At 64.5% G+C, this 24,379-nt stretch carries 22 protein-coding genes and 1 pseudogene; 13 read left to right on the forward strand and 10 right to left on the reverse strand.

The window, feature by feature from the left end:
• Positions 1–895 (forward strand): annotated as a pseudogene (locus ACFC3J_RS01800) (peptidase M61); the annotation flags it as partial.
• Between the two features lie 41 nt (positions 896–936).
• Positions 937–1,479, forward strand: a complete 543-nt coding sequence (gene ppa, locus ACFC3J_RS01805; RefSeq protein ID WP_375194503.1) for an inorganic diphosphatase — start codon at positions 937–939, stop codon at positions 1,477–1,479.
• Positions 1,480–1,631: 152 nt separating this feature from the next.
• Here ppa and ACFC3J_RS01810 read toward each other — a convergent pair whose 3' ends face one another.
• The gene (locus ACFC3J_RS01810; protein ID WP_375194504.1) at positions 1,632–3,095 is read right to left on the reverse strand and encodes a PLP-dependent aminotransferase family protein; all 1,464 of its coding nucleotides are present in this window, start codon (positions 3,093–3,095) and stop codon (positions 1,632–1,634) included.
• An 89-nt stretch (positions 3,096–3,184) separates the two neighbouring features.
• Here ACFC3J_RS01810 and ACFC3J_RS01815 point away from each other — a divergent pair, with 89 nt between their 5' ends.
• Positions 3,185–3,787, forward strand: coding sequence for a YitT family protein (locus tag ACFC3J_RS01815; protein ID WP_375194505.1), 603 nt, complete (start codon positions 3,185–3,187; stop codon positions 3,785–3,787).
• 127 nt (positions 3,788–3,914) lie between these two features.
• Complete coding sequence (locus ACFC3J_RS01820) at positions 3,915–4,421, forward strand: DUF1993 family protein (protein WP_375194506.1); 507 nt, start codon at positions 3,915–3,917, stop codon at positions 4,419–4,421.
• Between the two features lie 135 nt (positions 4,422–4,556).
• Here ACFC3J_RS01820 and ACFC3J_RS01825 read toward each other — a convergent pair whose 3' ends face one another.
• Entirely contained in the window at positions 4,557–5,051 is a 495-nt protein-coding gene (locus ACFC3J_RS01825) for a hypothetical protein (protein WP_375194507.1), read from the reverse strand.
• 85 nt (positions 5,052–5,136) lie between these two features.
• Here ACFC3J_RS01825 and gyrB point away from each other — a divergent pair, with 85 nt between their 5' ends.
• From gyrB to ACFC3J_RS01840, 3 genes are read left to right on the forward strand one after another with little or no spacing between them, the layout of a single operon-like run.
• Positions 5,137–7,659, forward strand: coding sequence for a DNA topoisomerase (ATP-hydrolyzing) subunit B (gyrB, locus tag ACFC3J_RS01830; protein WP_375194508.1), 2,523 nt, complete (start codon positions 5,137–5,139; stop codon positions 7,657–7,659).
• Between the two features lie 4 nt (positions 7,660–7,663).
• Positions 7,664–8,224, forward strand: a complete 561-nt coding sequence (locus ACFC3J_RS01835; protein WP_375194509.1) for a DNA-3-methyladenine glycosylase I — start codon at positions 7,664–7,666, stop codon at positions 8,222–8,224.
• Positions 8,225–8,244: 20 nt separating this feature from the next.
• Positions 8,245–8,742, forward strand: a complete 498-nt coding sequence (locus ACFC3J_RS01840) for a membrane-like protein (RefSeq protein ID WP_375194593.1) — start codon at positions 8,245–8,247, stop codon at positions 8,740–8,742.
• A 16-nt stretch (positions 8,743–8,758) separates the two neighbouring features.
• Here ACFC3J_RS01840 and ACFC3J_RS01845 read toward each other — a convergent pair whose 3' ends face one another.
• The 6 genes from ACFC3J_RS01845 to ACFC3J_RS01870 all read right to left on the reverse strand — a co-directional run bounded on the left by ACFC3J_RS01845 (position 8,759) and on the right by ACFC3J_RS01870 (position 14,842).
• Positions 8,759–9,157, reverse strand: a complete 399-nt coding sequence (locus ACFC3J_RS01845; RefSeq protein WP_375194510.1) for a hypothetical protein — start codon at positions 9,155–9,157, stop codon at positions 8,759–8,761.
• Positions 9,158–9,249: 92 nt separating this feature from the next.
• Positions 9,250–9,831: a hypothetical protein gene (locus ACFC3J_RS01850; RefSeq protein WP_375194511.1), complete on the reverse strand. Its 582-nt coding sequence runs from the start codon at positions 9,829–9,831 to the stop codon at positions 9,250–9,252.
• 35 nt (positions 9,832–9,866) lie between these two features.
• Entirely contained in the window at positions 9,867–10,358 is a 492-nt protein-coding gene (locus ACFC3J_RS01855; protein WP_375194594.1) for a demethoxyubiquinone hydroxylase family protein, read from the reverse strand.
• An 86-nt stretch (positions 10,359–10,444) separates the two neighbouring features.
• Positions 10,445–10,930, reverse strand: coding sequence for a disulfide bond formation protein B (locus ACFC3J_RS01860; protein ID WP_375194512.1), 486 nt, complete (start codon positions 10,928–10,930; stop codon positions 10,445–10,447).
• Positions 10,931–11,001: 71 nt separating this feature from the next.
• Positions 11,002–12,351 carry a S41 family peptidase gene (locus ACFC3J_RS01865; protein ID WP_375194513.1) on the reverse strand — a complete coding sequence of 450 codons (1,350 nt, stop codon included), beginning with the start codon at positions 12,349–12,351 and terminating at the stop codon, positions 11,002–11,004.
• A 79-nt stretch (positions 12,352–12,430) separates the two neighbouring features.
• Positions 12,431–14,842, reverse strand: coding sequence for a ligase-associated DNA damage response DEXH box helicase (locus ACFC3J_RS01870; protein WP_375194514.1), 2,412 nt, complete (start codon positions 14,840–14,842; stop codon positions 12,431–12,433).
• A 175-nt stretch (positions 14,843–15,017) separates the two neighbouring features.
• Here ACFC3J_RS01870 and ACFC3J_RS01875 point away from each other — a divergent pair, with 175 nt between their 5' ends.
• Both ACFC3J_RS01875 and ACFC3J_RS01880 read left to right on the forward strand, forming a co-directional pair.
• Positions 15,018–16,343, forward strand: a complete 1,326-nt coding sequence (locus tag ACFC3J_RS01875; RefSeq protein ID WP_375194515.1) for a cystathionine gamma-synthase family protein — start codon at positions 15,018–15,020, stop codon at positions 16,341–16,343.
• Positions 16,340–17,272 (forward strand): 2-hydroxyacid dehydrogenase, encoded by a 933-nt coding sequence (locus ACFC3J_RS01880; protein WP_375194516.1) that lies wholly within the window; start codon positions 16,340–16,342, stop codon positions 17,270–17,272. The genes ACFC3J_RS01875 and ACFC3J_RS01880 overlap by 4 nt, the downstream gene beginning before the upstream one ends.
• On the opposite strand, the gene ACFC3J_RS01885 is transcribed toward ACFC3J_RS01880, so the two are convergent.
• Positions 17,269–17,943 (reverse strand): HAD family hydrolase, encoded by a 675-nt coding sequence (locus ACFC3J_RS01885; RefSeq protein ID WP_375194517.1) that lies wholly within the window; start codon positions 17,941–17,943, stop codon positions 17,269–17,271. The genes ACFC3J_RS01880 and ACFC3J_RS01885 overlap by 4 nt on opposite strands.
• 99 nt (positions 17,944–18,042) lie before the next feature.
• Between ACFC3J_RS01885 and ACFC3J_RS01890 the strand changes: the two genes are divergently transcribed.
• From ACFC3J_RS01890 to ACFC3J_RS01905, 4 genes are read left to right on the forward strand one after another with little or no spacing between them, the layout of a single operon-like run.
• A complete protein-coding gene (locus tag ACFC3J_RS01890; RefSeq protein WP_375194518.1) occupies positions 18,043–19,152 on the forward strand; it encodes an MlaE family lipid ABC transporter permease subunit in 1,110 nt (369 codons plus the stop codon).
• The gene (locus ACFC3J_RS01895) at positions 19,152–20,000 is read left to right on the forward strand and encodes an ABC transporter ATP-binding protein (protein WP_375194519.1); all 849 of its coding nucleotides are present in this window, start codon (positions 19,152–19,154) and stop codon (positions 19,998–20,000) included. Before ACFC3J_RS01890 ends, ACFC3J_RS01895 begins: the two co-directional genes overlap by 1 nt.
• A gap of 3 nt (positions 20,001–20,003) precedes the next feature.
• Positions 20,004–20,966 (forward strand): MlaD family protein, encoded by a 963-nt coding sequence (locus tag ACFC3J_RS01900; RefSeq protein ID WP_375194520.1) that lies wholly within the window; start codon positions 20,004–20,006, stop codon positions 20,964–20,966.
• Between the two features lie 11 nt (positions 20,967–20,977).
• Positions 20,978–21,583, forward strand: coding sequence for an ABC-type transport auxiliary lipoprotein family protein (locus ACFC3J_RS01905; RefSeq protein WP_375194521.1), 606 nt, complete (start codon positions 20,978–20,980; stop codon positions 21,581–21,583).
• A gap of 155 nt (positions 21,584–21,738) precedes the next feature.
• On the opposite strand, the gene pepN is transcribed toward ACFC3J_RS01905, so the two are convergent.
• Complete coding sequence (gene pepN / locus ACFC3J_RS01910; RefSeq protein WP_375194522.1) at positions 21,739–24,339, reverse strand: aminopeptidase N; 2,601 nt, start codon at positions 24,337–24,339, stop codon at positions 21,739–21,741.
• Positions 24,340–24,379: the final 40 nt, after the last annotated feature.

Here is a 24,379-nt window from a genome sequence, read left to right on the forward strand (position 1 = left end):
AGATTTCAATGTGCCGATGCAGGATAATCTGCTGTGGGTCTATGAAGGGCAGACGCAATTCTGGGGCTATGTGCTGGGCGCCCGATCGGGCCTGTTCACCAAGCAGGAGACGCTGGACGCCTACGCCCATATCGCGGCCAAGCTGGACACCGCGCGCGGCCGCGAATGGCGGCCGATGGAGGACACCACCCACGACCCGATCATCTCCGCCCGCCGCCCCAAGGGCTGGTCGAGCTGGCAGCGGTCGGAGGATTATTATAATGAAGGGCTGATGATCTGGCTGGAGGCGGACGCGATCATCCGCCAGCAGACCAAGGGCGCCAAGGGTCTCGACGATTTCGCCCAGGCGTTTTTCGGCATCAATCCCGGTGATTGGGGCCAGGTCGTCTATAATCGCGGCGACGTCGTCAAGACGCTGAACGCGGTTGCGCCCTATGACTGGGCGGGCTTCTTCCAGAAATATGTCGACAGCACGACCAAGGAAACGCCCAAGGGCGGCTTCACGCTGGGCGGCTACAAACTGGTCTATGGCGATACGCCCGGCGCCATCACCAAGGCGGCCGAGGGGTCGGGCAAGTTCACCGACCAGAGCTTCGGCATCGGCATGATCGTCAAGAATGACGGCGAGATCAGCAACGTCGTCTGGGACAGTCCGGCCTTCAAGGCTGGCCTTGCCACGGGTGCGAAGATCGTCGCGATCAACGGCGACGAATATTCGGGCGATGTGTTCAAGGCCGCGATAAAGAGCGGAAAGCCGCTCCAGATCATCCTGAAGCAGGATAAATACTATCGCACTTTGACCCTCGCTTATTCGGGCGGGCTGCGCTATCCGCGCCTCGAAAAGACAGGAGAGGGTGAAGGCAGCCTCGATCGGCTGCTGAAACCGAAAACATAATCGTTTCAAATGCCAACGCGTAGGTAAAGGCTTTCAAGTCCATGAATATCGAACTGATTCCCGTCGGCGACGATCCGCCCAACAGCCTGAATGTCATCATCGAGGTTCCCGTTGGCGGCGAGCCGGTGAAATATGAGTTCGACAAGGCTTCGGGCGCGCTGTTCGTGGACCGCATCCTGCATACGCCGATGCGCTATCCGGCCAATTACGGCTTCGTGCCGCATACGCTGTCGCCCGACGGCGATCCGCTGGACGCGCTGGTCATCGCCCGTTCGCCCTTCGTGCCCGGTTCGGTCGTGCGCGCCCGACCCATCGCCGTGCTGAATCTGGAAGATGAAGCCGGCGGCGACGAAAAGCTGGTCTGCGTGCCCGACAACAAGACTTTCCCCTATTACCACAATGTGGATGAGAAGGACGATCTGCCCGGCATCGTGATGGAGCAGATCGAGCATTTCTTCACCCACTATAAGGATCTGGAAAAGCAGAAGTGGGTGCGGATCGGCACCTGGGGCGGCGCCGAAGATGCCCGCCGCATCACGCTGGAAGCGATCGACCGCTACAAGGCCGGGAAGCCGGCCGCCTGATTTCTAGACTACGAAGGCCGCGGAGAACACCTCCGCGGCCCTTTTTATATTCCGGTGACGCCCCGCTTGGGTGAAAGCGGTAATCCACTTTCTTTCACCCGTTTGCTCCGCCTCAGGTCCAAAATGACCGATATTGGCCCGGCCAATCGGCATTAAATCAACCGATCCGCCTCCAGCGCAGCAGCCAGCGAATCGCGCCCACGGGGGATTCGGGCATGGAGCCGCGCATCAGCCTCCGCCAGCCGCTCGACGCCCGCCGTCAATTGCTCCTCCGACAGGGTGAAGGGCAGACGCAGGAACCGCTCAAACGCCCCGCTCACGCCGAAGCGCGGCCCCGGAGCGACGCGCACACCATGACTTTCCGCCAGCGCCGCCAGCGCGGTCGCCTCCGCCCGCGGCAGTTCCGCCCAGAGCGACAGCCCCCCCGCAGGCGATTCGACCCGCCAGTGCGGCAGATGCCGCTCGATCAGCCCCAGCAGATGATCCCGCCGACCGCGCAGCATTTCGGCCCGCGCCCCCAGCCCTTCGTCGCTGTCGATGAGTTGCGCCACGGCAAGCTGCTCGATCACCGGACTGGCCATGTCCATCGTCGTACGCAGCCGCCCCAAAGCCGCGATCGTCTGCGCATCGGCGCGGATCCAGCCCACGCGCAAGCCGCCCCAGAAAATCTTGCTTGCAGAACCGAGGCTGATCACCTGCCGCCCCGACGGATCATGCACCGCGACCGGCGGCGGCGGCATATTATCCAACCCCATCTGCGCCATCGTCTCGTCGATGATCAGCGGCGTATGGCTGCGCGTCGCGGCCGCCACCAGCGCGCGGCGGGTCGCCGGGTCCATGCTGCGCCCGGTGGGGTTGTGGAAATCGGCAATGATATAGGCAAAGCGCGGGCTTGTCTGGCGGAAGGCCGCCTCCATCGCGTCGATATCCCAGCCCTGAGCGGGCAGGCCGACCGGCACCGGGACGATATGGGCACGCTGCAACGCCTGAATCGCATTGTGATAGGTGGGATGATCGATCACCGCCCGGTCGCCCGGCCCCGCCAGCCATTGCAACAGCAGCGAAAGCCCCTGTTGCGCGCCATTGGTGACGATGATCTGGTCCGGGCTGGTCGGGCAACCGCGCCGCTCATAATAGGCCGCGATCGACCGGCGCAGCGGCGCGAGGCCCAGCGGATCATAGCCCAGCTCCCCGAGATAGGCGGGCAAGGCCTCCACCGCCGCCTGATAGGCGCGACCCACGCCGGGCGCCGCGGGCAAGGCGGCATGAGTCCAGTTCAGGATATTGCCATGACTGGCCGTATCGATCTCCGGCATGTCCTGCTCGATCCGGCCGGGCGGCAGGCGGGTGACGCTGCCCGATCCCTGCCGGCTTTCGAGATAGCCTTCGTCGCGCAGTCGGTCGAAGGCCGCCGCGATGGTCGTCCGGCTGAGGCCCAGCGCGGCCGCCAGTTCCCGCTCCCCCGGCAGCCGGACATTCAGGCCGATCCGCCCGTCCAGCACCAGCATCCGCAGCGCCTGCGCCAATTGGCGATAGGCAGGCTCGGCGCTGTCCTCGGCGCGCCAGGCGCCGAGCAGGCGAAGCAGAGAGGGGGGCCGGAGGAGAGAAGTGGACATGGCCGTCAGTTCCAATTTTGCAGATATCAAGGCCACTTACCCGGTAATGGCTGTTTTGTAAAAGGCCATTTCGGGGGATTACCCGCACCATGATGATGCACCGCCGCCTGTTTCAGCTCTTCTGGGGCCTTGGCCTCTATGGTTTCGCCATGGCGCTCATGCTGCGCGCCAATCTGGGACTGGACCCCTGGGACGTGCTGCATCAGGGACTGGCGCCGCGTCTGGGCCTCAGCTTCGGCATGACGGTCAATCTGATCGGCGCGTTGGTGCTGCTGCTCTGGTGGCCGCTGCGGCAAAGGCCCGGCATCGGCACCGTCTGCAACATAATGGTGATCGGGACGGCGGTGGACCTGAGCCTCCTGATCCTGCCGACCCCGGAGGGCTACGCAATGCGTTGCGGCTGGCTGGTGGCCGGGATCATTCTCAACGGCGTTGCCGGGGGCGCCTATATCGGCGCGGGGCTGGGGCCGGGGCCGCGCGACGGGCTGATGACGGGATTTTGCCGCCGCAGCGGCCTGCCGGTCAAATGGGTGCGGACCGGGATCGAGATCGCCGTGCTGGCCCTTGGCTGGCTGCTGGGCGGCACGGTTGGTCTTGGGACCCTGCTCTATGCGGCGACGATCGGCTGGATCGTCCACCATGCGCTGCCCTTCTTCACCATCGCCCCGCGAGAAGCGTCCGCGCTCGCCTGAACCGCTTGCCCCCTGACCGGCCGGCACGAAGACCCGCCGGCCGGTCCTTTTATTTCGCCCCGGTATCGACAGCGGCGGCGGCCACCATATCTATGGCATCCTATCGGCACGATATGAGGAGAGCCTGGTGGCCACCGACCTGTATGATCTGACCGTTCCCGCCTTCATCCGGGGTCTGCGCAACCTGTCCGCGATTCTGGACAAGGCCGCCGCCCATGCCGAGGAAAAGGGCATCGATCCGCTGACCCTGACCAGCGCAAGGCTGATCGATGATATGGCGCCCCTCACCGCCCAGGTCCAGTTCGCCAGCGACAGCGCCAAGGGCGCGATCATCCGCATCGGCGAACTTGACCCGCTACCCATGCCCGATACCGAACAGAGCTTTGCGCAGTTGCAGGAGCGGATCGCGAAAACCATCGCTTTCCTCGAATCCGTGCCCCGCGAACGCATTGACGGGCGGGAGGATGCGCAGGTCGTGCTCAAGACCCCGCGCGGCGATTTCTCCTTTACCGGCCGCAGCCATGCGCTGGGCTTTGCGCTGCCCAATTTCTATTTTCATGTGACCACCGCCTATGCCCTGCTGCGGCAGGCGGGCGTACCGATCGGCAAGCTGGATTATCTCGGCGGAATCTAGCGGTCCGCCAAGGCTGGATTGGGCCAGTTCCCGTCATTCCGGCGAAGGCTGGAATCTCGGGAGGGGCGCGCAATCTGGCCAGAGACCCCAGCCTTCGCGGGGGTGACGGATTTGTGGGGCGTGGTTTGAAACCCCCTAACCGGCAATCAGCCTGATCCCCGCGCTCGACACCCAGCCACTGAGGCACGGGCCGTCATAGGACTGCTTGCGGTCCACCGGCTCCGACACGCCGCAATCGGCTGGTTCGGAGGCGTTATCGGAAGAGGGTTCGGCGGCAAGAACCACGCCCAGCCATTTCTGGTCAAGGCTGCGCGTGCACACCCAGGCGCGGCCGCCTTCGCTCATGCGCGCGATTTCCTTCGCATCGGCAAAGGGCGCGGCCCGCACCGGCAACCCCTTGGCTCCCACCCGCACCGCCTGCCCCATCGCGCCGCAGGCGTCGAGGCGAGGGCCGTCCTCCCCGATCGTCACCGGGCGGGCGAGGCTCGATTCCAGCCGGGTTTCGGGCACATCTTCGCGCGCCGCGCCAGCGAGCGAACTGTTCGGCAATTCCTCCAGCACGTCGCTGCTTTTCGAGCAGGCGGCGAGCATCAGGACTGCCAGTGCGATGGAGACGGGAACGGCGCGCATAGAGCCTGATAGACCGTGCTTGGGCCGCGCGGAAGACGGCATGTTTCGCTTTAGTTTCGCGGGCCTTTTCCCTATATGCTCGGGCATGAGCGAGGAAATCCAGAACAGCCCCAACAGCAACGCCTATGGCGCCGACAGCATCAAGGTCCTGAAAGGGCTGGATGCCGTTCGCAAGCGGCCCGGCATGTATATCGGCGACACCGATGATGGCTCTGGCCTGCACCATATGGTGTTCGAGGTCAGCGACAATGCGATCGACGAAGCGCTGGCCGGGCATTGCGACCGCATCCTGATCACGCTCAACCCCGATGGGTCCGTCAGCGTCGAGGATAATGGCCGCGGCATCCCGACGGACATCCACAGGGAAGAAGGCGTGTCTGCGGCCGAGGTCATCATGACCCAGCTCCATGCCGGGGGCAAGTTCGAGAACACCAGCGACGACAATGCCTATAAGGTGTCGGGCGGCCTGCACGGCGTGGGCGTTTCCGTGGTGAACGCGCTCAGCGAATATCTGGACCTCAATATCTGGCGGGACGGCAAGGAGCATTATATGCGCTTTGCCTATGGCGATGCCGTCGCGCCGCTGAAGGTCATCGGCGATGCGCCTGTCAAGGAAGACGGGAGCTTCAAGAAGGGCACGCGCGTCACCTTCCTCCCTTCGACCGAGAAGGTTCCCGGCGATGGCGGCACCTTCAAGAATCACACCGATTTCGATTTCGAGAAGCTGGAGCATCGCTATCGCGAGCTGGCCTTCCTGAACTCGGGCGTGCGGCTGTTTCTGGCCGATGCGCGACATGAGGAGAAGAAAGAGGTCGAGCTGTTCTACGAAGGCGGCATCGCAGCCTTCGTGAAGTGGCTGGACCGCAACAAGCAGCCGCTGATGCCCGATCCCATCGCGATTTCGGGCAGCCGCGACGATGTCACCATCGACGTCGCGCTGGAGTGGAACGACAGCTATTACGAAAACGTCCTCTGTTTCACGAACAATATTCCGCAACGCGACGGCGGCACCCACCTCGCTGCCTTCCGCGCGGCGCTGACGCGGACGCTCAACAATTATGCCGACAAGTCGGGCATGCTGAAGAAGGAAAAGGTGTCGCTGACCGGCGAGGACATGCGCGAAGGCCTGACCGCCATCGTGTCGGTGAAACTGCCCGATCCCAAATTCTCGTCGCAGACCAAGGACAAGCTGGTTTCGTCCGAAGTCCGCCAGCCGCTCGAAAGCCTGATGGCCGACAAGATGGCGGAATGGCTGGAGGAAAATCCCCAGCACGGCAAGATGATCATCCAGAAGGTGATCGACGCCGCCGCCGCCCGCGAGGCCGCGAAGAAGGCGCGTGAACTCACCCGGCGCAAGGGCGTGATGGACATCGCCTCGCTGCCCGGTAAGCTCGCCGACTGTCAGGAGCGCGATCCCGCCAAGTCCGAACTGTTTCTGGTCGAAGGTGACTCGGCCGGCGGATCGGCCAAGCAGGGGCGCAACCGGCACAATCAGGCGATCCTGCCGCTGAAGGGCAAGATCCTGAACGTCGAGCGCGCCCGGTTCGACCGGATGCTGTCGTCCAAGGAAGTCGGCACGCTCATTCAGGCGATGGGCACCGGCATCCGCGACGATTTCAATCTGGAAAAGCTGCGCTACCACAAGATCGTCATCATGACCGACGCCGACGTCGACGGCGCGCATATCCGCACGCTGCTCCTGACCTTCTTCTACCGCCAGATGCCGCAGATCATCGAGGCGGGGCATCTCTATATCGCCCAGCCGCCGCTCTACAAGGCGACGCGGGGCCGGTCGGAGGTCTATCTCAAGAACGAGGCGGCGCTGGAACAATATCTGGTCGACAATGGCGTCGAATCGATGGCGCTGGAAACGACCGGCGGCATGCGATCGGGCGAGGATCTGCGCCACCTGATCGAACATGGCCGGCGGATGCGCGCGGTGATGCGCTATGTGCCGCGCCGCTACAATCCCGCGATCATCGAGGCGCTGGCGATCAACGGCGCGCTCGATCCGGAACTGAGCCATGACGCGCAGGCCGGGCGGCTGGCCGCCACGGTCCAGTGGATGGATGCGCAGGACTCCGAAGGCAAATGGAGCGGACGCATCGCGGAGGAAGGCGGCTTTCATTTCGAGCGGCTATGGCGCGGCGTGACCGATCATCACATGATCGAACATGGCTTCATCGGCTCGGCCGAAGCGCGCAAGCTGCACGCCATCGCCGCCGAAGAGGCGGACAGCTATCGCACCACCAGCCGTCTGGTGACGGCCAAGGCGGCCGCCGCCGCCGAGGAAGCCGGGGACGACGATATGCCCATCGCTTCGAAAGGCGCGGTCAATGTCACGCGGCCCAGCGAATTGCTGGAGGCGATCCTTGCCTCCGGTCGCAAGGGGCTGGCGATCCAGCGCTATAAAGGTCTGGGCGAGATGAACGCGGAACAGCTTTGGGAAACCACGCTGGACCCCGACAATCGTTCGATGCTGCGGGTCGAGGTCGAGCAGGCCGACGTGGCCGACGAAATCTTCACCCGTCTCATGGGCGATGTGGTCGAACCGCGGCGCGAGTTCATTCAGGACAACGCGCTGAACGTCGCCAATCTGGACGTCTGAAGCCATGGAGCGGGTCCGTTGCGGCTGGGCCGGGACCGACCCGCTTTACTGCGCCTATCATGACGAAGAATGGGGCGTGCCGGAGCGCGATTCGCGCATGCTCTGGGAAACGCTGATGCTGGAGGGCTTTCAGGCGGGCCTCAGCTGGATCACCATCTTGCGCAAGCGAGAGGGGTTTCGCGCCGCCTTCGCCGGGTTCGATCCGGACAGGGTGGCCGCCTTCGGCGAGGCGGATGTCGGGCGGCTGATGGCCGATCCCGGCATCGTCCGGGCGCGGGCAAAGATCGAGGCGACGATCCGGGGCGCTCAAATCTTCTGCGCCATGCGGGATCGGGGGGAGGATTTTTCCGCCTATGCCTGGGGCTTTGTGAACGGCAAGCCGATTCGCAACGACGGGGTGACGGTCCCGGCGAAGACTGATCTGTCGGAAACGATTTCCCGCGATCTCAAGCGGCGCGGCTTCAAATTTGTGGGACCCACCATCGTCTATGCCTGGATGCAGGCGGTGGGCATGGTCGACGACCATGCGCAGACCTGCTTCCGGCGTGATCCGATCGCCCCGTGAGACCGTTCTTCCCCCTTGTCCTGGCGCTTACGGTCACGGGATGCGGCAGCGATACGGAGGTCCCGGCCGCCAACATCGCCCAGCCTGACGCCCCTGCGCCGATCGCCCAGCCTGAAAACACAGGCCAAGGGACTGAAAATGTTTCGGAAACGGTTTCACGTGAAACAGGGACCGAACAGACCATCCCTCCCCCGCCTCCTTATCGACCGGCCCCCGATTCCGCTGCCGGAGACCGCTATCGGGCAATCGGAACTGAACCCTTCTGGGCGGTCACGGTAAAAGGATCCGCGCTCACGCTGGAACGGCCGGACAGGGCGCCCGTTCGCTACGCCGTTTCACGCCATGACGACAAGCGTGCGATCCGCTATCTTGGAGAGGGCTTTTCCATGACCGTGACCGAAGGCCCATGCAGCGACGGGATGAGCGATTCGGTCTGGTCGGATCGCGTTGCCGTCGCCTTCGGCGAGGGAACCTTGACCGGATGCGGCGGCGTTCGGGATGATCAGAACGAGCGCTGAGACCGTCGGCTTACGCTCAGGGTTCGCCCTTAGACTCCTGCATCCGCCGTTCGGCGAACCATTGTTCCAGCGCCTTGGCCGCGCAGCCGGTAAAGCCGTTGCTGCCGATCGCCGAACAGCTGCCCGGCAGGGTCTGCCGCTGGACCTGTTCCATGGTCGCGACCTGGCTCCCCCAACCGGGTCCACCCATCGGCTCGGGCTTTTCGCGCAGCTTTTTGGGGATGCGATAGCGTTCGGATTCCGGCCGGTGCGCACAAACCACGATTTCGTCCCCCTCGCCTTTGGGGCAAGGATCATTGCCATATACGACCAGATTGGTGATGCGTTGCGGCGGCTCTGCCCTGGCGGGCGACAGCGGGAGGGCGGGCGAGAGCAGCAGAACTGCCATGGCAAGGCGGGACGGGGGGATGCGCATCGAATCAAATTCCTCGTTGGTCCCTCTTCCCGCCGCCCGGATTGCCCGGTTCCGGCAGCCATTTTGCTGACGCCGCCACGCGGCGATAGCCGTCAGGGTTTGGGCGCGCTTTCCGGCGCAGGGCTGGAGGCAGGCGCCTGATTCTGCGGCTGCGCCGCCTGCGCCTTTTCCTCGGCCACGGCGCGGGCCTCGATCGCCTTGCTGTCGGCATCGATGGTGGACAGGCGCCGGGCGCGCTCCGCTTCAACCAGATCCTTCCAGCTTGCGTTGTCGGCGGCCTGCCGCTCCGCCTTCGCCAGACGGGCCAATTCCGCGAAGCAGCCCGTCGCACCGCCACCCCCCACCGGCGAGCAGCTCTCGGTGCCGGTGCGGCCGACATATTCCATCGACTTGACCCGCTCGCCCCAGGCCTGATGACTGGGCTGGTTCGGATCGCCCCTCAACGGTTCGGGAATGCGATAGCGTTCCTCCTCGCCCTTGCGTGCGCAGACGACGATGTCGCTTCCCTGACTCTGCGGACAAGGATCGTCGCCATAGACGATCACCAGATTGACGCGCTCCGAACCGGATTGGGCGGCAGGCGCCTGTTCACCCGGTTGGGCAGGCCCCTGCTGCGCCAGCGCCGGGGATAGGGTGCCCAGCAAAAGCATGGCTGCGATCATCTTCTTCATCATGCTTCTCCCAAGACCATCCTATATCCGTTTCGACCCTAGATCCGTTTTGACAGGGCAATGGCGGCACGGCATCCCAGCCTTATGGCTCCGGACAAGAGCGGGTAGGCCACCGCCTGCTCTGCGCCGTGCGCAAGAGCGGTATCGCGATGCTCGACTTCCTCCGCCTGAAAATCCGTGATGGCGGTGGCAAGTTCCGGATCATCCTGCCCCAATCGGGCAAGCTGTTCGGAATAATGCCGGTCGATTTCCGTTTCGATGGCGGCGGTGCAGGCCATGGCGGCGCGCGGCCCGATCGCCGCAGTCACCGCGCCCAGAGCAAAGCCCGCCACATTCCAGATCGGCTGCAGCGCCGTCGGCCGCACGCCGCGCCGGGCGATCATCGCGTCGAAATGCTTGCGGTGGCGTTCTTCCTGCGCAGCCATGCCCGCGATGATCCGGGAATCGGGATGGCGGTCGCCCATCACGGCGAGTTGTCCGGCATAGATGCGGGTCGCGCCAAACTCGCCCGCCTGATCGACGCGCAGCATGGACGCGCGCTCACCATCCGTCACGCGCCGGCCGGGTCTGGGAAAATCGGGCCGGGGGAAGTCAGGCCGGGGAAAGTTCTTTGCGCTCACGCCTTGCTCCCTTTTCCGAGCAGCAGCATCAAGATGAGAAGCGCGGCTCCCCCCGACAAGAGGCCATTATAGCCCGCCATCGAAATGCCGAACAGGTGCCACGGCGCCACGTCGCAACGGGTTATGGGCGTCGCCATGATCTGGTTCAATATGTCCGCCGTGCTGCCGCCGGCCGGGCTGGTGGAGCAAGCGGTCAGCCCCTGCCACCAGCCATATTCGACGCCGGCATGGAACAGGCCGATGCCGCCGCTGACGCCGATGGCGATCCCAGCCAAACCGACAAACAATCCGCTGACGCACGCCCGGCCCCGCGCCGCATAGGCGATCAGCGCCAGCGGGATCGCGGCCATATGCGCGTAACGCTGCCACCAGCACATTTCGCAGGGGTGCAGACCGCCGATGAACTGAAAGGCATAGGCGCCCCCCAGCATCAACAACGGCACGGCGAGCGCGAGAGCGCGGGCAAGGGGCAGACTTTTCATATCGCTCGCTTAAACCGCGCAAAGCCTTTCGTCATGCTGAACTTGCGCCCGCTTGACGAAAGGACAGATGTTCACCGCGTCGCAGGCTTGCGCGCAGGCTGGGCCTGGGCGACCGCGCTGCCCGGCCTGGCCGCCAGACGGGAAATGGTCTTCAGCGCATAATCGAGCTGAAAGTCTTCGATCCCCTTCTTCTTCAGCTCCTCCGCCGTCGCGCTGAAGCGGGGATCCTCCTTGTTGTCCTCTTCCAGCGCGGCATTGTCCGTCTTGATCTCGTTGATCAGGTGACGGCGCAGGTCGCTCTCCCTGAATTTCGGCCGATTCTTGTAATCCGGATCGGACAGCTGCGGCACCTTCACGTCGGGTTCGATCCCACCCTCCTGCACGGAGCGGCCCGAAGGCGTGTAATAGCGCGCCGTCGTCAGCTTGAGCGCCGTGGTATTGCTGAGCGGCAGCATGGTCTGCACGCTGCCCTTGCCGAAGCTGCGCTCGCCCATCACCAGCGCGCGATGCTGGTCCTGAAGCGCGCCCGCAACGATTTCAGAGGCCGAGGCGGATCCCGCATCGACCAGCACGATCATCGGCAGGCCCTTCGCATCGTCGCCGGGCTTGGCATAATAACGCTCGACATCGCCCTTGTTGCGGCCGCGCTGCGACACGATTTCGCCGCGCTCCAGGAAGGTGTCGCTGACCGACACGGCTTCGTCCAGCAGGCCGCCCGGATTGGAGCGCAGGTCGAGGATATAGCCGGTCGGCTTGCGGCCGAGCGACTTGTCGATGCTGCGGATCGCCTGCCGGACGTCGGCGCCGGTATTGGCCGAGAAGCTGACGATGTTGATGATCCCGACATCATTCTTCACTTCCCATTTGACGGGCTTGAGCTGAATAATTTCGCGAGTCAGGGTCAGGTCGATCGGCTTGTCGCGGCCGGGCCGGACGATGGTGAGCTTGATCGAGGTGCCGGGCGCGCCGCGCATCTTGTCGACCGCCTCGTCCAGCGTGCCGCCATAGATCAACTGCCCGTCGAGATGGGTGATATAGTCGCCCGCCTTGATCCCGGCGCGCCAGGCCGGCGTGTCCTGCGTGGGGGCGATCACCTTGACCGCGCCATCCTCCTGCGTGACCGAGAGACCCAGACCGCCATAGCTGCCCTCCGTCTGGGTGCGCAGATTCTGGAAATCGCGGGCATCGAGGAAGCTCGAATGCGGGTCGAGGCTGGCCAGCATGCCGTCGATCGCACCCTTGATCAGCTTTTCGTCGTCAACCTTCTCGACATAGTCGCTGCGGACTTTCTGGAACACGTCCATGAACTCGTCGAGCGCCTTGTAGCTGCTGGCCTCCCCGTCGGCGAGCGCGGCGGTGGTGGCGGGAATGAGCGCGAGCGCGCCGAGGGCAATGGCTCCCCGGAAGAAATTGGATTTCATCGCTGTCCTTGAGTCCTGCATCGATGGGTCAGTATAGGCGTATTTCCGGGCGGACGCAAAAGCGCGTGTCGATAAACGGTCAATCGGTCCGCATCGCCTCCGCCACCAGCGCTTCGGCCTCGATCAGCAGTGCGTCCTCCACCTCATGCTGGGCGACCTGTTCGCGGCCGATGAGGATCAAGACGGGCACCGCCAGCGGGCTGACGCGATCCAGATCGATATGCAGCATGGTGGCCGAAGCGCGGTCGATGAGGTCGCCCAGACGCCCCACATCGGTCATCCGCGCGCGGGCATCGGCCCAGGCGGCTTTCAGCAGCAGATGGTCGGGCTGATATTTGCGCAGCACGTCATAGATCAGGTCGGTCGAGAAAGTGACCTGCCGCCCGGTCTTGCGCTTGCCGGGATGCTGGCGTTCGATCAGGCCGGAAATCACCGCCACGTCGCGGAAGGCGCGCTTGAGCAGGCTCGACTGTTCGACCCAGTCGACAAATTCATGGTCGAGAATGTCGGCGGAAAAGAGGCTGGCGGGGTCCGTGACCGGCTTCAGCCCATAGACCGCCAGCGCATAGTCGTTGGACACGAAGCCCATCGGCATCAGCCCCTGCGCGTCCATGCGGCGGGTCAGCAGCATGCCGAGCGACTGGTGCGCATTCCACCCTTCGAAACTGTAGCAGACGAGATAATGCCGCCCCTCATGCGGGAAGGTTTCGATGAGCAGCTGGCCCGGCTCCGGCAGGGCCGAGCGATATTTCTGGACCTCCAACCATTCGCGCACATCTTCGGGAAAGCGCGACCATTGATCGGGTTCGGCCAGGAAATGGCGCACCCGGTCGGCAAGGCGCGTCGACATGGCCATGCGGGTGCCGCCCCAGCTGGGGATGCGCGCGCTTCTGGAGGTGGCGCGCACGATCAGGTCGGTGGTGTCCATCCGCACCACCTCCAGCGCGGTGCCGGAGAAGAAGAAGCAGTCGCCGGGGCTGAGCGTCGCCGCGAACCCCTCCTCCACCGTGCCCAGTTTGCGGCCATTGGCGAAGCGGACGGCGAGCGCGGGCTGGTCGACGATGATGCCGGCGTTCAGGCGATGCTGCTGGATGAAGCGGGGATGGGAGACGCGCCATGTGCCGCCGGAATCGCGGGTCAGCCGCTTGAAGCGGTCATAGGCGCGCAGGGCATAGCCGCCGCCCTCGATGAAATGGAGGACGTTGGCGAACCCCTCTTCGCTGAGCGCGCCATAGGGCATGGAGGAGCGGATTTCGGCCAGCAGCTCCGCCTCGCGGAAGGGCGCGGCGCAGGCGAGTCCCATGACATGCTGGGCAAGGACGTCGAGGCTGCCGGGGCGGAAGTCGTCGGCGTCGCGTTCGCCCGCCTCGACCGCATCGAGGGCGGCGCGGGCTTCGAGATATTCGAAGCGGTTGCCCGGAATGAGGATGGCTTCGCTGGGCGTGTCGAGCCGGTGATTGGCGCGGCCGATGCGCTGGAGCAGACGCGAGCTTCCCTTGGGCGCCCCCATCTGGATCACGCAGTCGACATTGCCCCAGTCGACGCCCAGATCGAGCGAGGCCGTGGCGACCAGAGCGCGCAGCCTGCCCTCCGCCATCGCCGCCTCCACCTTGCGCCGGGCCTCGATCGACAGGCTGCCATGATGGATGGCGATCGGCAGGTTGGCGTCGTTCACCGACCAGAGTTCCTGAAAGATCAGCTCGGCCAGACCCCGCGTGTTGCAGAAGACCAATGTGGTGGCGCGGCGCTCGATCTCCGCCATCACCTGCTTCGCGGCATATTTGCCCGAATGACCGGACCAGGGAATGCGGCCTTCGGGGATCAGGATGGCGACATTGGGATCGGCGCCCTGTTCGCCGATGACCGGCCTGACGGCGTTGATGTCCCCGTCGGGCGCGAGCCAGGCGCGGTAGGCGTCGACATCCGCGACCGTGGCGGACAGCGCCACGCGGCGCAGGCCGGGGTTGATCGCCTGCAGGCGCGACAGCGAGAGGTTGAGCAGGTCGCCGCGCTTCTGGGTGGCGAAGGCGTGGACTTCGTCGACGATGACGGTCTGCAGGCCCGCGAACATCAGGAAGCTGTCGGGATAGCTCAGCAGCAGCGACAGGGATTCCGGCGTCGTGAGCAGAATCTGCGGCGGACGGGCGCGCTGGCGGGCCTTACGGTCGGAAGGCGTGTCGCCCGTCCGCGTCTCGACGCGGATCGTCAGGCCCATTTCCTCGATCGGCGTCAGCAGGTTGCGGCGAACGTCGACCGCCAGCGCCTTGAGCGGCGAGACATAGAGGGTGTGAAGACCCTCGGCCGGACGTTCGATCAGATCGGCGAGGGTCGGCAGGAATCCCGCCAGCGTCTTGCCCGCGCCGGTGGGGGCGACGAGCAGCGCATGCTCGCCCGATCGGGCGGCAGCCAGCATGTCGAGCTGATGGCGGCGGGGCGTCCAGCCGCGCAAGGTGAACCATTGCTCCAGCGGCTCGGGTAGGCGTTGGCTCATGAGGCTGATGTAGGAAGAAGACGGGGGCTTCGACAAGCGCAACGGGAATGGTAATATAAGTTTAGCGTTGAGGAATAAAATTACCTCTTGGCTATGGCCCCCTCCCCTCGAAAGGCGTTACACTCTTCCGATCGGAGCGGCGCAGCAGATGCCGCGAACATGCAGGAGAACAGGAATGACCGGCGAAACCGAAGCCGACCTCACCGGCGCGGAGCCCACGCGCAACCGGCGCCGTCCCAAGCAGCCCATCATGGAAATCGATGGCCGCAAGCTGAAGCCCGCCACCCTGATGATGGGGCACGGCTATGACCCGACCCTGTCCGAAGGCTCGCTCAAGCCGCCCATCTTTCTCACCTCGACCTTCGCCTTTGAAAGCGCGGCGGCGGGCAAGCGGCATTTCGAGGGCGTGACCGGCATCAGGCCCGGCGGCGCCGAAGGTCTCGTCTATTCGCGCTTCAACGGTCCCAATCAGGAGATTGCCGAGGACCGGCTGTCGGTCTGGGAGGAAGCGGAGGACGCCCTGCTCTTTTCCAGCGGCATGTCGGCCATCGCCACGACCCTGCTCGCGCTGGTGCAACCCGGCGACGTGATCGTCCATTCCGCGCCGCTCTATGCCGCGACCGAAGCGCTGATCGGCCGCATCCTGGGGCGTTTCGGCGTCCAGTGGCTGGATTTCCCGGCGGGCGCGACCGAGGAGGAGATCGGCGCGGTCATCGAAAAGGCGAAGACGTTGGGCCGCGTCGCGCTGATCTACCTCGAAAGCCCGGCCAATCCGACCAATGTTCTGGTCGATCTGGAGGCGGTAGTTGCGCGGCGCGACTTTTCCTTCGCAGGCGAAGAATATCGGCCGCCCATCGCCATCGACAACACCTTCCTCGGGCCGCTCTGGCATCATCCGCTCAAGCATGGCGCCGATCTGGTCATCTACAGCCTCACCAAATATGCGGGCGGGCATAGCGATCTGGTAGCGGGCGGCGTGCTGGGACCCAATGGTCTCATCAACACGATCCGCCTGATGCGCAACACTATCGGCACCATCCTCGACCCCCATTCGGCGTGGATGCTGCTGCGGAGTCTGGAGACGCTGGAACTGCGGATGAGCCGGGCGGGCGAGAATGCGGCCAGGGTCTGCGCCTGGCTGAAGGACCAGCCGCAGGTGGAAAAAATCGTCTATCTCGGCTTTCCTGAGACGGAACGGCAGGCGGATATCTACAGGCGCCATTGCACCGGGGCGGGATCGACCTTCTCGCTCTATCTCAAGGGCGGCGAAGAGGAGGCCTTCGCCTTTCTCGACGCGCTCAAGATCGCCAAGCTGGCGGTCAGTCTGGGCGGGACGGAGACGCTGGCGAGCCATCCTGCGGCCATGACGCATCTCTCCGTACCCGCGGAGCGGAAGAAGGCGCTGGCAATCAGCGACAATATGGTGCGCATCTCGATCGGCTGCGAGGATGCGGACGATCTGATCGCCGACTTTGCGCAGGCGCTCAGGGCGGTGGGATGAGCGAGACCCGCCCGCTGATCCTCGTCGCGCAGCCGCATCTGGCGCCGCTGCTGGGGCTGCTCTCGCCCCAATATGACGTCATGCCGCTATGGGAGGACAGCGGGCGGGCGCGGCTCGCCTACGCCGAGATACTGGTGACGGCGGGCGAGTTCCGGCTCGATCCGGCCATGCTGGAACAGATGGCGGCGCTGCGGCTGATCGCCTGCTTCACCGTGGGCTATGACGGGGTGGATCTCGACTGGGCGCGTTCGCGGGGCATCGCCGTCTCCCATGCGGGCGATGCCAATGCGGAGGATGTGGCGGATCATGCCATCGGTCTCATCCTCGCGCATCGGCGGCAGATCGTCACCGGCGATCGCCAGCTGCGATCGGGCGAGTGGACGGCGGGCGCAAAAATGCTCACCCGCTCGATGGCCGGCGCGAAGCTCGGAATCGTCGGCATGGGCAGCATCGGCATGGCTCTGGCCGCCCGCGCCGAAGCGATGCGGATGCGCGTCGGCTGGTGGGGACCGCGGGACAAGCCCGAACTGCGCTGGCCACGGGCTGCCGGACTGGAAGCGCTGGCGCGGGACAGCGACGTCATGGTGGTGGCGGCCAAGGCGACCGAGTCCAATCGCGGCATGATTTCGGCCGCGATCTGCGAGGCGCTGGGACCGCAGGGACTGCTGGTGAATGTCGCGCGCGGCCAGCTGGTGGATGAGGATTCGCTGATCGCCGCCCTGCGCGAAGGGCGGCTGGGCGGCGCGGCGCTCGACGTGTTCGAGAACGAGCCTACCCCTGCGGCGCGCTGGGCCGATGTGCCCAATGTCGTGCTGACGCCCCACACAGGCGGCGCGACGCAGGAGGCCGTGGCGAAAATGGCGCAGATGCTGCTCGCCAACATCGCCGCGCATGTTGCGGGCGAACCGTTGGTCTCTCCAGTGGCCTAGCGCCAGTCCACCCGCGTCCAGCCGCGTTCCGCCGCCAGCTTCGCCAGCGGCTTGTGCGGATTGGAGGCGAAGGGGATATCCGCGAACTCCAGCATCGGCGCGTCCGACACATGGTCCGAATAGGCGCGGACATGCGCCATCGAACGGTCGATGGCCTCGGCCGCCATCCACGCCTTGATCATCCGCAGCTTGCCGGTGTCATAGCAATTTTCGCCCGCGATCCTGGCGCGTACATAACGCAGGTCCTGACTGAGATGATCGGTCGCGATCACCGCGTCGAAGCCCAGCCGCCGGGCGATCGGCTCGACATAGAGGCGATAGGAGGCGGTCGCGAGGACCAGCGTATAGCCGTCCGCCCTGTCCTTCGCGATCTGCGCCAGCGCCCCGCCCCGGACATTGTCCGCCACCACCCTGGCCGCATAGCTTTCGACATGCGGCATCAGCTTCGCCCGCTCGACATTATAGCCGATCATCAGCGCCTGATTGAGTTCCTTGAGCCGCTGGCGGCTGATCAGCTTCAGCACATAGGCCAGCATCAGCAGGATCACGCCCGGAAACAGCACAAGACGCCACGGCGCCATGCGGCGCGCCACGTGAATCAGGAACCCGGTATAGGTGCCTGAAAAGGTCACCGTGCGGTCCATATCGTAAAATGCGATCCTGTGCGTCATGCCGTGTCCGAAACTTTTTGGAAGGTCCCTTCGTTTGATCGTGCGGATGGGCCGTTTCGGCTTGCCGTGCAACCGATAATGGACCACACCACCGCCTTGATGAACAAAGCCGCTGATCTTGCCCAGGAAATGCGCGATGGCAGCGCGGTCATCAGGCTTTCTGGAAACCTTTCGATTGCCTGTCTGAACGACCTGCCCGACCGGCTGGACGCGATTGCCGGTCCCGTCGACGCCATCGACCTGTCGGACGTCGACCATATGGACACGATCGGCGCCTGGGTGCTGTATCGCACGATCAAAAGGCTGGATTGCCGGCTTACGGGCGACCGCTGCGACGCGGAAAGGCTGATCGCGGAGGTCGGCAAGGTCGATGAGCCGGTCAACATTCGCCCGGATCATGTGCAGCCCTGGCAACGCGTGGTCGGCCAGATTGGCGAGGCCGTGGTCAATTCCGGAACCACGCTGCTGGGCCTGCTCGGTTTCTTCGGCGGAACGCTGGTGGCGACATGGAACGTCATCCGCCATCCCAGCCGCTTTCGCGTCAATGCCGTGGTTCAGCGCTTCGAGGTAGTGGGCGTATCGGCGCTCGGCATCATCGGCTTGATGAGCTTTCTGATCGGCATCGTCATCGCCCAGCAGGGTTCGGTCCAGCTCCGCCAGTTCGGCATGGAAATGCTGACGATCAATCTGGTCGGCCGCCTCACCTTCCGCGAACTGGGCGTGCTGATGACCGCCATCATGGTCGCGGGGCGTTCCGGCTCCGCCTTCGCCGCCCAGCTGGGCACGATGAAGCTGACCGAGGAGGTCGACGCCATGCGCACCATCGGCGTGTCGCCGATGGAAGCGCTGGTGCTGCCCCGCACGCTGGCGGTGGTCGTGATGATGCCGTTGCTCGGCTTCTACTCCTCCATCGTCGCAGTGATCGGCGGCGGCTTCCTCTGCGCCGTGTCGCTCGACATTCCGCCGATCACCTTCGTCCAGCGGTTGCGGGAAGTGGTGCCCATCACCGACCTGTGGGTCGGGCTGCTGAAGGCGCCGGTGTTCGGCGTCATCATTGCGCTGGCCGGCTGTTTTCAGGGCATGCAGGTGAAGGCCAATGCCGAGGAGGTCGGGCTGCGCACGACTTCCGCCGTCGTGCAGGCGATCTTTCTGGTGATCGTGCTGGACGCCTTTTTCGCGGTCTTCTTCACCTGGTTGGGCTGGAACTGATGGCGCCGGAGGAAGAAATCGCTGCCGAAGAAGCCCGGGTGGAAAAAGCCGTCGAAAAGGACGGAATCGCCATTTCGGTGCGCAACCTCAAAAACAGCTTCGGCGAGCAGGTGGTGCATGAGGGGCTGGACCTCGACGTGCGCAAGGGCGAGATTCTGGGCGTGGTCGGCGGTTCGGGGACGGGAAAGTCCGTGCTGATGCGATCGATCATCGGCCTCCAGACGCCCGACGAAGGCGAAATTCACGTTTTCGGCGAATCGATGATCGGCCGTCTGGATGACGAGGCGCTGGCGATCCGCAAGCGCTGGGGCGTGCTATTCCAGGGCGGCGCGCTGTTCTCGACCCTGACCGTGGCCGAGAATGTCGAGGTGCCGATCCGCGAATATTATCCCAATATCGGGGCGAAACTGCGCGACGAGATCGCCGCCTACAAGATTCGCATGACGGGCCTTCCGGCCGAGGCCGGTCCCAAATATCCGGCCGAACTGTCTGGCGGCATGAAGAAACGGGCGGGATTGGCACGCGCGCTGGCGCTGGACCCCGACCTATTGTTTCTGGATGAACCGACCGCCGGTCTCGATCCGATCGGCGCGGCCGCCTTTGACGACCAGACGCGCAAATTGCAGCAGACGCTGGGTCTCACCGTGTTCCTGATCACCCATGATCTCGACACGCTCTATTCGATCTGCGACCGGGTGGCGGTGCTGGCCGACAGGAAAGTCACGGCCGTCGGCACCATCGACGAGCTGCTGGCAACCGACCATCCCTGGATTCAGGAATATTTCAACGGCCCGCGCGGACGTGCCGCGACGGCGGCGGTGAGCCGCGAAAAGGACAAGAGGCGATAGGATATGGAAACCCGCTCCAACCATGTGCTGGTGGGCACGGTCACGCTGCTGTTGCTGGCGGCGATCATGATCGCGGCTTTCTGGTTCTCGCGCCTCTCAGATGGCCAGAACATGGAATATGATATCTTCTTCAAGCAGTCGGTGAATGGGCTCGCCAAAGGATCGAGCGTCAACTATTCCGGCGTGCCCTCCGGCCAGGTCGAGAAGATAGAACTCTGGAAGCGCGATCCCAGCTTCGTGAAGGTCCGCATTTCGGTTAAGGAAGGGACGCCGGTCCTGCAGGGCACCACCGCGACCATCGCGGGCGTCGGCTTTACCGGCGTGTCGGAAATCGTGCTGGACGGCGCGGTAAAGGGCGCGCGGCCAATCGTCTGCCCGGCGGAAAACACGCTGGCGGTATGCCCCGACGGCGTCCCGGTGATCCCGACCAAGCCGGGCGCGCTGGGCGAGCTGCTCAACAATGCGCCGCAACTGCTTGAACGGCTGTCGACGCTGACCGAGCGGCTGACCGAATTGCTGAACGACAAGAATCAGCAGTCGATCGCAGGCATCCTCGCCAATGTGGAGCGGATTTCCGGTTCGCTGGCCGATCGCAGTCCGGAAATCTCCGCCACTCTGGCAGAAGCCCGCATCGCCGTGCAGCGGACCGGGATCGCCGCCGAACAGATCGGCAAGCTGGCCGCCACCACCGACGGACTGCTGAACGACGAAGGTCGTCCGCTGATGGCGGACCTGCGCAAGAGCGTGCAGTCCGCCACCCGTAGCATCGACACGCTCGACAAGACGATCGCCGAAGCGCAACCGGGCGTTCACGCCTTCAGCAACCAGACCATGCCCGAAGTGAATCAGCTGGTGCGCGACCTGCGCGAAATGTCGCGTTCCTTCCGCGGCGTGGCAGAAAAACTCGACCAGCAGGGCGCCGGGTCGATCGTCGGATCGCCCAAACTGCCCGACTACAAGCCATGAGAGAGGCTCCGATGATGTTCCACAAGAAACTGGGTCCTGCCCTCCTCTGCACTCTGGCGTTGTCGGCCTGCGTATCCTTCGGTGGCAAGCCGCCGGAAAGACTGTTGTCGCTCGACGCGGCGCAGAAGGTGGCGCCGGGCACGCTCCGCACTGCCAATGCGGGCACGACGATCACCATCGCCGATCCCGAAGCGCCCCGGATGCTCGACACGGTGCGCGTGCCGGTGCGTACCTCCTCCACGTCGGTCGCCTACGTGGCCAAAGTGCAATGGGCTGACACACCCCGCCATCTGTTCCAGAAGCTGCTGGCGGAAACCGTTGCCGCGACGAGCAACCGAATCGTGCTGGACCCCGGCCAATATTCGGCCGACGCGGGGCAGCGCCTGATGGGTGAACTGGTCGATTTCGGACTGGACGCGACGGGAAGTCAGGCAGTGGTGACCTATGACGCGATGCTGGCCGGTCCGGGAGGCCTGGTCATCGCCAAACAGCGCTTTACCGCCAGCGCGCCAGTAAACGGCAAGATCGAGGCAGGCAGCATAGGCGCGCCGCTCAACACCGCCGCGAACAAGGTCGCGGCCGACGTCGCGGCTTGGCTGGCGACTCAAGCACGCTGAACGGAGGAAAGCGCCGGCAGCCGGTCGGCAAGGGCTGCCGGCGTCAGCACCGGACCTGGAGCAGCTTCCGACCCGATTGCATCGGTTTGGCGCTCCAGGCCCTTGTTTTCCGCCTTTTCCGGGCCCGCAGGTGATTCCACCTGCTTGCAAAGGCCCTATTCCAGACTCTTGCTCACCTGCTCGGTGACGTCCTTCGACAGGCCCGGCTCTGCCAGAATGCGCTGCAACTCCGCCCGCATCATCGCCGCCCGCCCGTTGTCGAAGCGCTTCCAGCGGCCCAGCGGCGGCACCAGCCGCGCGGCCGTTTGCGGATTGAGCTTGTCCAGCGCGATGATGCAGTCCGCGACCAGCCGATAGCCCTTGCCCGACTTGTGGTGGAACGCCCACTGGTTGCCCGCAAAGGCGCCGTACAGCGAGCGCACCCGGTTGGGGTTGGACATGGTGAAAGCCTTGTGCTTCCCCAGTTCCTCGACCAGATCGACCGTGCCGGGATGGAAGGCGAAAGCCTGCGTCTGGAACCATTTGTCCAGCGTCAGCGCATCGTCATGATAGCGGTTATAGAAAATGTCCAACGCCGCCTCGCGCTCCGCGCTGGTGCCGTTGGCCAGCGTCGCCAGTGCAGCCTGACGTTCGGTCATGTTGTCGGCGTCGCTGAACTGGCCGAAGGCGACGGCCGGGCCATCCTGCGCGTCCGATGCCACAAGATAGAGCAAGGCCGTATTGCGCAGCTTGCGCGCGCCCTTCGCGGCGGAAGACAGTGCAAAGCCATTGGCCCTGGTCTTCGCGTGGATGTCGCGCCAGAGTGGTTCCAGCTCGGCACCGATCCGTCGTTGCAGGGCATCGCGGGCGGCGTGGATCGCATCAGGATCGACCACCGCCATCTGATCGCCCAGATAGGCTTCGCTCGGCAAACGGATCGCTTCCGCAACGAAGGCGGGATCAAGCAGCGGATCGGTGGCGGTGTCGCGGATCGCCGCGACCACCGCATCCTCGTCGACCTTCTGCCCCGCAATGCGGCCGACCAGCACATTGACCATCAATTGCTGCATCGCCTCGTAGCGGGCGAAAGGATCGTCGTCATGCGCGGACAGGAAGGCAAGATCGGCCTGGCTGCGGTTGGTTTCGACGATCACCGGCGCGGAAAAGCCCCGATTGATCGACAGCACCGGCGCGGTCGGCAGTCCGGTGAACGTGAAGCTCTGCTTGGCCTGTGTCAGCATCAGCAGCTCATCGCCGCGGCTCTTCCCTGACTCCCGGTCGAACAGGGCCGTGCGCAGCGGGATCGCCATGGGTTGCTTGTCCGGCTGGCCGGGCGTCGGCGGAATGCTCTGCTCCAGCAGAAGCTCGGCGGTCTGCGCTTGGGGATCATGGGTCAGCAGCGCCCGGATATGCGGCGTTCCGGCCTGTTCATACCAGCGGCGGAACTGGGCGAGGTCGACCTCGCCCCCCTCCTCCATGGCGCGGACGAAATCCTCGCACGTCGCGGCCTGTCCGTCATGGCGCTCGAAATAGAGGTCGGTTCCTGCCCGGAACCGCTCCGGTCCCAGCATCAGCGCCATCATGCGGATGACCTCCGCGCCCTTATTATAGATGGTGGCGGTGTAGAAGTTGCTGATTTCCATATAGGATTCGGGACGAACCGGATGCGCCAGCGGGCCTGAATCCTCCTGAAACTGGGCGGCGCGCAGGATACGGACATCTTCGATCCGCTTGACGGCATGGCTGCCCATATCGGCGGAGAAATTCTGATCGCGAAAGACGGTGAAGCCTTCCTTGAGGCTCAGCTGAAACCAGTCGCGGCAGGTGACCCTGTTGCCTGACCAGTTATGAAAATATTCATGCGCTACAACGCCCTCGACACCATCATAGTCGATGTCGGTCGCCGTCTCCGGGTCCGCCAATATGTAGCGCGAATTGAAGATGTTGAGACCTTTATTCTCCATCGCGCCAAAATTGAAATCGGCGACGGCGACGATGTTGAACACATCCAGATCATATTCGCGGCCATAGACCCGCTCGTCCCACGCCATGCTGTTCTTGAGCGCCTGCATGGCATGCCCAGTGCGAGGCAGGTCAGCCGCCTTGACCCAGATCCCCAGCTGGACTTCGCGGCCGCTCATGGTGACAAACCGGTCAGCATTACATGCCAGATCGCCGGCCACCAGCGCGAAGAGATAGCAGGGCTTGGGAAAGGGATCGCGCCAGCGCGCCCAATGGCGGCCACCGGGCAAATCGCCCTGCTCGACCGGATCACCATTGGCCAGCAACACCGGATAAAGCGCCTTGTCCGCACTCATTCGCACATCATAGCGCGACAATATGTCCGGCCGATCGGGGAAGAAGGTGATGCGGCGGAACCCTTCCGCCTCGCACTGGGTGCAGAGCAAGCCACCGCTGGCGTAAAGACCCATCAGTTTGCTGTTGCCCTGCGGCGCGATCTCAACCAGCGTTTCGACGACATGCGCCGTTCCCGCGAGCGGGATGCGAAGCGCTCCGGCCTCCAGCGACCACTGATCGTCGGCAAGAAGCTGGCCGTCGACCCTGATTTCCAGCGGGATCAGGCCATCGCCGTCCAGCATGACCGGCCGGTCATGCTCGCCATTGCGCGTGACCGAAAGCGTGGCGCGCACCCGCGTCGCGGCGGCGTCCAGAGCGAAATCCAGCGCAATATCAGGGACAAGCCAGTCGGGCGGGCGGTAATCTTCGCGGCGAATGATGACAGGACCAGCGGCGGGGGAGGATTGCATATCGGCCATTCCCCAAGCCTAAAACATTCTGAGGGCAGCGGGAACAGCG

It is taken from the genome of Sphingobium sp., assembly GCF_041987595.1.
In the GTDB taxonomy this organism is placed as follows: Bacteria; Pseudomonadota; Alphaproteobacteria; order Sphingomonadales; family Sphingomonadaceae; genus Sphingobium.